Raw genomic sequence first — 7087 nt, 5'->3', positions numbered from 1 at the left:
TAAAGCGCTAACTGCGTTATAATTTTTTCAAGTAGAACAACTACATGTCAAAATTTACGCCTTGTTATCACTGTATTTATCTGTCGCTATAAATGGTCAGTAACTTAACACGATTGGTATAATTCGCTATGATAATCATATTTTTAATAAAATGAGAATTCTTAACTGATTTCACCGCTAATCGCATATTTTAATACCCAATGCTTTACCGGTCCGGTTTTATTTGCCATTTTCAAAAACTGACTGCGTGCCCACTGCAATGGAGTTAGTTGATTAGAAAAACCAAAATAACAAGCGTCCATCATACTCATCATTAACAAATTTGCTTTGCGTCTAGTTTGCTCATATTGTTTAAGATATTGTGCAGCACCTATATCGTCTGCATTTTTTAATATATCAGCAAGTGCTACGACATCTTGAAAACCTAAGTTAACCCCTTGCCCAGCGAGCGGATTAATCGTATGCGCTGCATCACCAACCAGCACGATACGGCCATCTGAATAGCTGTTGGCATGTTGGCGGGCTAACGGAAATACAGCATGCTCTATGATATCAAAGTCCCCAGCTAAGGGCGGGAAATGTGCAAGCAGTTGCTGTTTTAATTCGCCTGCTGAGAGCTGCTGCCATTGCTTTAACTGCTTTGCATCGTGGTAACAAATTAAATTGGCGTATGGCGCCTGCATAGGTAAAAAAGCTACCGGACCTGTGGGCTTAAACTGCTGCCATGTTTTTACTTGTTGCGCAGCGTCTAGTTTTATTAATACTCCCATACAATGCTGACCATATTGCCAACCCGTAACACCAATACCGGCCTGTTGACGTAATAACGATTGCCCACCATCTGCAGCAACAACTAAATCAGCTGTATATTGCTGCTCACCATAATGCAATGTCACTTGCTGTTCGCTTTGCTCAATTGCGGACAATGATTGAGGTGTTTCAATCACTTCGATATTGTGCTGTGCAAACTGTTGCCAGATACTCGCTTGAATTAAATTATTTTCAATTAAGTGGCCTAAATGAGTGGTATTAATATCGTGACAATCAAACAAAAGGTTATCGCCCGTTCGTTCAAACGCTTCGAGCTGTTGGTATGGGGCATGTCGATGCACTCGTAAAATAGGCATAGCGCCTAAGTCATCTAATAAGTTTTCTGAAAAACGATTGATAGCAGATACACGAATATCAACTTTTTCACTTGCCAATACAGCATCAGCATCAATTATCTGCTGCTCAATCACTGTTACTTGGCATCCTTGTTTAGCGAGTTTAACTGCTGTGGCTGCACCAACCATGCCGCCGCCAACAACAACAACCTTGTTTTTCATCATTTTTAGTCACTAATTTGGTTATTTTCAGTGCGCTTGATTGTATCGTACTTCTGTTTGCAAGTGCGAGTGAGTTTCATCTTAATCAACCATAAAACGCACTTTGTTTGACTTCAATTCACAAACATAAAAACTATACTTGGATCTAGACGGGTATCCAGCTAAAATACGCGTCCTTTAAGTAAGCGAAAGTGCCGCTTATCCTGTTTAGCGCACAACCGTGCCACTACCGAATTGAAAACGAGGCTATATTTCAATGAGTAAAAAGCTGCATATTAAAACCTGGGGTTGTCAGATGAATGAATACGACTCTCAGAAAATGGCTGATCTTCTCGATGCAACCAACGGCTACCAGTTAACTGATGAAGCTGGGGATGCAGATGTTATCCTACTCAATACCTGTTCAATTCGCGAAAAAGCGCAGGAAAAAGTATTCCATCAACTAGGCCGTTGGAAATTACTCAAAGATGACAAACCCGATCTGATCATCGGTGTTGGTGGCTGTGTTGCGTCACAAGAAGGCGATTCAATTCGCCAACGCGCACCATTTGTTGACGTTATTTTTGGCCCTCAAACATTGCACCGTTTACCTGAAATGATCAAACAAGTGCAAGGTAACAAAGGCAGCTCTGTGGTTGATATTTCATTCCCAGAGATTGAAAAGTTTGACCGTTTACCAGAGCCAAAAGCAGACGGTCCTTCTGCATTTGTATCTATTATGGAAGGGTGCTCTAAATACTGTACCTTCTGCGTAGTACCTTACACGCGCGGTGAAGAAGTCAGCCGCCCGCTTGATGATGTATTATTAGAAATTGCTCAACTTGCAGAGCAAAATGTTCGTGAAGTAAACCTACTAGGTCAAAACGTAAATGCTTATCGCGGCGAAACTCACGATGGTGAAATTTGTTACTTCTCAGATTTAATTCGTTATGTTGCAGCTATCGACGGGATTGACCGTATTCGCTACACCACGTCGCACCCGGTAGAGTTTACACCAGACATCATTGACGCTTATGCCGACGTACCTGAATTAGTCGATCACTTACATTTACCTGTACAAAGCGGTTCGGATCGTATTCTTAATTTAATGAAACGTGGTCACACTGCTATTGAGTACAAATCAACGATTCGTAAATTACGTAAAATTCGCCCTAATTTAAGTATGTCGTCAGATTTTATTATTGGTTTCCCAGGTGAAAGCGCCGCTGACTTTGAAGCGACGATGAACCTTATCAATGATATTGGTTTTGATATGAGCTTTAGCTTTATCTACAGCGCACGCCCGGGTACGCCAGCGGCTGATTTGCCTGATGATGTCAGCGAGCAAGAAAAGAAAGAGCGTTTATACCTACTACAAAACCGTATTACTCAAATGGCGCAACAGATCAGTCGTCAAATGTTTGATACTGAACAACGCATCCTAGTTGAAGGTCCATCCAAGAAAAATCCGATGGAGCTACGTGGCCGTACTGAAAACAACCGCGTAGTAAACTTTATTGGCCCACACACAGTGATCGGTCAGTTTGTTGATGTACGTATAACTGAGGCACTGCCAAACTCTTTACGCGGTGACTTAATTCGTACAGAATCCCAAATGAACTTACGCCGTGCGGTTGCTCCTGCTGATATTTTAAGTAAAGCAGCACAACCAGAGCCGCAAGCCACCCCTGATGAATTAGGTGTTGCAACTTTCGTTCCTTAGGCGAAACTTACTGTGCCAGCCTCGCTGGCACATCAAAACAGGAAGCAATTTTGAGTAATCAATTAAAAAAATTAGAGATTTATTTAGAACCCTCCGACAACAAACGTCTTTCATCTTTATGTGGCCCGTTTGACGAAAACATCAAACACATTGAACGCCGCTTAGGTGTTGAGATTACTCATCGCGATAACTATTTTAAAATCACCGGTAAAACCACCAGCGCGTTTGCAGCGATGGAAATCCTCAAAGACTTATATGTCGAAACTCAGCCAGTACGCGGTGTTATTACTGAAATTGAAGCAAATACCGTACATTTAGCCATTAGTGAGTCAAATGCATTAGAGCAAGATGAGCTAAACGAATATGGCAAAGAGGTGATGATCAAAACTCGTCGTGGCGTAATAAAACCACGTAACGACAATCAAGGTCATTATGTATCGAATATATTTCGTCACGATATCACCTTTGGTATAGGGCCTGCTGGCACAGGTAAAACCTACCTAGCTGTCGCCGCAGCAGTTGATGCTTTAGAGCGTCAAGAAATACGGCGTATTTTATTGACCCGCCCTGCTGTTGAAGCCGGTGAAAAACTGGGGTTTTTACCAGGTGATTTAAGTCAGAAAATCGACCCATACCTGCGCCCATTGTACGATGCCTTATTTGAAATGCTCGGCTTTGAAAAAGTCGAAAAGCTGATGGAACAAAATGTCATTGAAGTCGCTCCACTTGCCTTTATGCGTGGTCGCACACTTAACGATGCCTTTATTATTTTAGATGAAAGCCAAAATACCACGGTTGAACAAATGAAAATGTTCTTAACCCGAATTGGTTTTAATTCAAAAGCAGTGATCACTGGCGACATTACCCAAGTAGATTTACCCCGTGGTGCGCGCTCAGGGCTTCGTCACGCCATTGAAGTACTTAGCGATGTAGACGAAATAAGCTTTAACTTCTTCCAATCACAGGACGTGGTACGCCACCCTGTCGTGGCACGCATTGTTGAAGCCTACGAACGTAACGATGAAGCAGAACGACTCAAACGCGCCGAAAAACAACGTGCTAAAGACTTGCTCGCAAACCAAGAGCAAGCGCAACCTTCGACTAAAGAGTGATGCCGTGAACACTGAACTTGATTTACAAATAGCCTGCGAGTTTGATAACTTGCCTAGTCTTGAGCAGTTTGCGCTGTGGGCTAATAAAGTGCTTAGTCAATACCGTGATGAATCAGAGCTGAGTATTGTTATTGCTGATGAAGAACAAAGCCAACAACTCAATAATGACTACCGTGGTAAAGATAAACCAACCAATGTGTTGTCGTTTGAATTTGAAGCGCCAGCAGGTATAGAGCTACCTTTGGTGGGTGATTTAGTTATTTGCCCAGCCATAGTGTTAGCTGAATCAATAGAGCAAGAAAAGTCATTTCATGACCATTTTGCCCATATGGTGATCCACGGATGCTTGCATTTACTTGGATTTGACCATATAAAGGATGAAGATGCGACAGAAATGGAAAGCATTGAAAAGCAATTGCTTGCCGAATTAGGCATAGCAGACCCATATCGGGACGATATTTAAATTTACGGAGCAAGTAGACGCAATGAGCGACGATAACTCGCAGACTAGCCAGGGTTCTTCTGGCAAGACCTGGTTGGGTAGAATTACCCAAATGTTGCAAGGGGAACCCCAGAATAGAGAAGAGCTGGCTGAAGTAATTGCCGATGCGCAAGTTCGGGATGTCATTGATCCTGAAACCAAAGAGATGATCGAAGGTGTGCTCGGTGTGTCAGAGTTAAAAGTGCGAGATATTATGATCCCGCGCTCACAAATGATCACGCTCGAAGTGGAAGCGCCGCTAGAAGAACTCATTCCAATGATGGTCGATTCAACTCATTCACGTTTTCCAGTGGTGTGTGAAGATAAAGACCACATTGAAGGCATTTTACTAGCAAAAGATCTATTACCACTGATCCTCAATAAAGATGATCTACTGCCATCATTACGTGATTATTTACGCCCAGCCGTTGTTGTGCCAGAAAGTAAGCGTGTTGATACGCTACTTAATGAGTTTCGCCAACAGCGTTACCATATGGCGTTAGTAATTGATGAATACGGCGGTGTATCTGGTTTAGTAACCATAGAAGATATTCTTGAGCTCATCGTCGGTGAAATTGAAGATGAACACGACGAAGAAGAGCAACTAGATATTCGTCAACTTGCAAAGCATGTGTTTGTTGTTCAAGCACTTACTCCTGTTGATGATTTTAACGAATATTTTAAAACTGGCTACAGCACGCAAGACGCTGATACCATCGGTGGTACTGTTTTACACGCCTTTGGGCATATGCCTGGCCGTGGTGAAATAATTGATATAGATGGCTTACAATTTAAAGTAACCAATGCCGATAATCGTCGATTATTGCAATTACAGGTTACAGTGCCAAAGGCTGATGATAACGACAGTGAAGACACTTCTGACTAACTGCCTGCATTTAGCAAAAGATAAAAAAGCATGGCTCGCACTGGTTGCGGGCCTCTTTTTAACCTTATGTTATGCCCCTTTTGAGATTTGGCCCCTCACGTTCGCCTGTTTAGCATTAGCGATATACAGTACCCACACACATAAGTCTGGGCAGCAATATGGCAAACTAGCCAGTAAACGCGCCGCCAAATATGGTTTTATATTTGGCCTCGGTTGGTTTGGCGCGGGTATCAGTTGGGTGCATGTCTCCATTGCCACCTTCGGCGGTATGCCACTGGTAGCCTCAGTGTTACTGATGGTGCTGTTATGTGCTTATTTAGCTATCTACCCGGCTTTAGCCTTTATGTTTGCCACACGCTTTGCTAGCGGCCCTAGTAGCTATGGTTTATTATTACTCTCAGGCTTTGCTGTCACCGAATACTTACGTGGTGTGGTACTCACCGGCTTCCCTTGGCTAAGCTTTGGTTATACTCAAACCGATAGCCCACTTAATCTACTCGCTCCAGTAATTGGTGAGTTTGGCTTAACCCTTGTATGTATCGCGATTGGTTTTGCGCTCTATCGCCTGCTTTTTATTAGAGACTTTAAAGCCACAACAGCCACTGTACTTAGCATCGCTTTACTATTCGCTATTACTCACTATACGCGCAATAACAGTTACAGTGATAAAACAATTAGCGCCTTACTGGTACAAGGCAATATCAAACAGCATCTGCGCTTTGACCCGAGTGAATTTTGGACCACAATGAGTAAGTACCAAGATATGACTCGACCACACTGGGATGCCGACTTAATCGTTTGGCCAGAAGCTGCAGTGCCTGAAATAGAAGCACTTGCAGATAGCTATTTAGCAGGCTTAGATAGCGCAGCCTCATTTAACAATACTGCTCTCATTACAGGTATTGTTGACTATCAGCGCGACACTAAAGCAATCTTCAACACATTAATTGTACTTGGTAATAAAGAGCAGGGTGACGAACATGGTCATTATCAATACTTAGGTAAAAACCGTTACCAAAAACACCAATTACTTCCCATTGGTGAGTTTGTGCCATTTGAAGATATATTGCGCCCTATCGCGCCATTATTTGACCTACCCATGTCATCGTTCACTCGCGGCGACCAAGTTCAAAATAACTTACGTGCTAATGGCTTAAATATATTACCGGCCATTTGCTACGAAATCGCTTTTGCTGATTTAGTGCGTGGTAATTACCACAATGATTCGGATATTTTATTTACTGTAAGTAATGATGCCTGGTTTGGTGCCTCCCACGGCCCCCACCAGCACATGCAAATAGCCCGTATGCGCGCCCTTGAATTGCAACGCCCGCTTATTCGTGTGACCAACAATGGTATCAGCGGCGTATACGACCCAATCAGTCAAATTCAAGTCAGCATGCCACAATTTGAAGCCGACACCCTTAAAGTTAATATCAAGCTAATCCAAGGCGACAGCATCTATAGTCAATACGGTAACTGGTCTGTGTGGATTGTAGTGGTGTTAATGGGAGTTATGGGGATTGCTATAAGTCGTAAGCGGTAAGCGGTAAGCGGTAAGCGGTAAGCGGTAAGCGG

Annotated in this window: 6 protein-coding genes; 5 read left to right on the top strand and 1 reads right to left on the bottom strand. The window is 42.9% G+C overall.

Going from position 1 to position 7087, the window contains the following annotated elements; all coding sequences use genetic code 11:
* Positions 1-161 precede the first annotated feature (161 nt).
* Entirely contained in the window at positions 162-1331 is a 1170-nt protein-coding gene (locus H5201_RS21770; RefSeq protein ID WP_145240627.1) for an FAD-dependent oxidoreductase, read from the bottom strand.
* Positions 1332-1584: 253 nt separating this feature from the next.
* Here H5201_RS21770 and miaB point away from each other — a divergent pair, with 253 nt between their 5' ends.
* Genes miaB through lnt form a run of 5 tightly spaced genes read left to right on the top strand, consistent with a single transcriptional unit; the run spans position 1585 to position 7055 of the window.
* Positions 1585-3030 (top strand): tRNA (N6-isopentenyl adenosine(37)-C2)-methylthiotransferase MiaB, encoded by a 1446-nt coding sequence (gene miaB, locus H5201_RS21765; RefSeq protein ID WP_145240625.1) that lies wholly within the window; start codon positions 1585-1587, stop codon positions 3028-3030.
* Positions 3031-3080: 50 nt separating this feature from the next.
* Positions 3081-4142 (top strand): PhoH family protein, encoded by a 1062-nt coding sequence (locus H5201_RS21760; RefSeq protein WP_145240623.1) that lies wholly within the window; start codon positions 3081-3083, stop codon positions 4140-4142.
* Positions 4143-4146: 4 nt separating this feature from the next.
* Positions 4147-4605, top strand: coding sequence for an rRNA maturation RNase YbeY (gene ybeY, locus H5201_RS21755; protein ID WP_145240621.1), 459 nt, complete (start codon positions 4147-4149; stop codon positions 4603-4605).
* Positions 4606-4627: 22 nt separating this feature from the next.
* Positions 4628-5509 (top strand): CNNM family magnesium/cobalt transport protein CorC, encoded by an 882-nt coding sequence (gene corC, locus H5201_RS21750; protein ID WP_149980717.1) that lies wholly within the window; start codon positions 4628-4630, stop codon positions 5507-5509.
* Positions 5490-7055: an apolipoprotein N-acyltransferase gene (gene lnt, locus H5201_RS21745; RefSeq protein WP_182785378.1), complete on the top strand. Its 1566-nt coding sequence runs from the start codon at positions 5490-5492 to the stop codon at positions 7053-7055. Before corC ends, lnt begins: the two co-directional genes overlap by 20 nt.
* Positions 7056-7087 lie beyond the last annotated feature (32 nt).

Origin of the sequence: Pseudoalteromonas sp. SG43-6 (genome assembly GCF_014164365.1) — a bacterium.
Lineage (GTDB): Bacteria > Pseudomonadota > Gammaproteobacteria > Enterobacterales > Alteromonadaceae > Pseudoalteromonas > Pseudoalteromonas rhizosphaerae.
This window is presented reverse-complemented; position numbering and strand designations above follow the sequence as displayed.

Bases quoted from the DNA above. Each gene is read 5' to 3' on its own strand.
- H5201_RS21770 (WP_145240627.1), bottom strand. From the start codon at position 1,331: ATGATGAAAAACAAGGTTGTTGTTGTTGGCGGCGGCATGGTTGGTGCA.
- miaB (WP_145240625.1), top strand. From the start codon at position 1,585: ATGAGTAAAAAGCTGCATATTAAAACCTGGGGTTGTCAGATGAATGAA.
- corC (WP_149980717.1), top strand. From the start codon at position 4,628: ATGAGCGACGATAACTCGCAGACTAGCCAGGGTTCTTCTGGCAAGACC.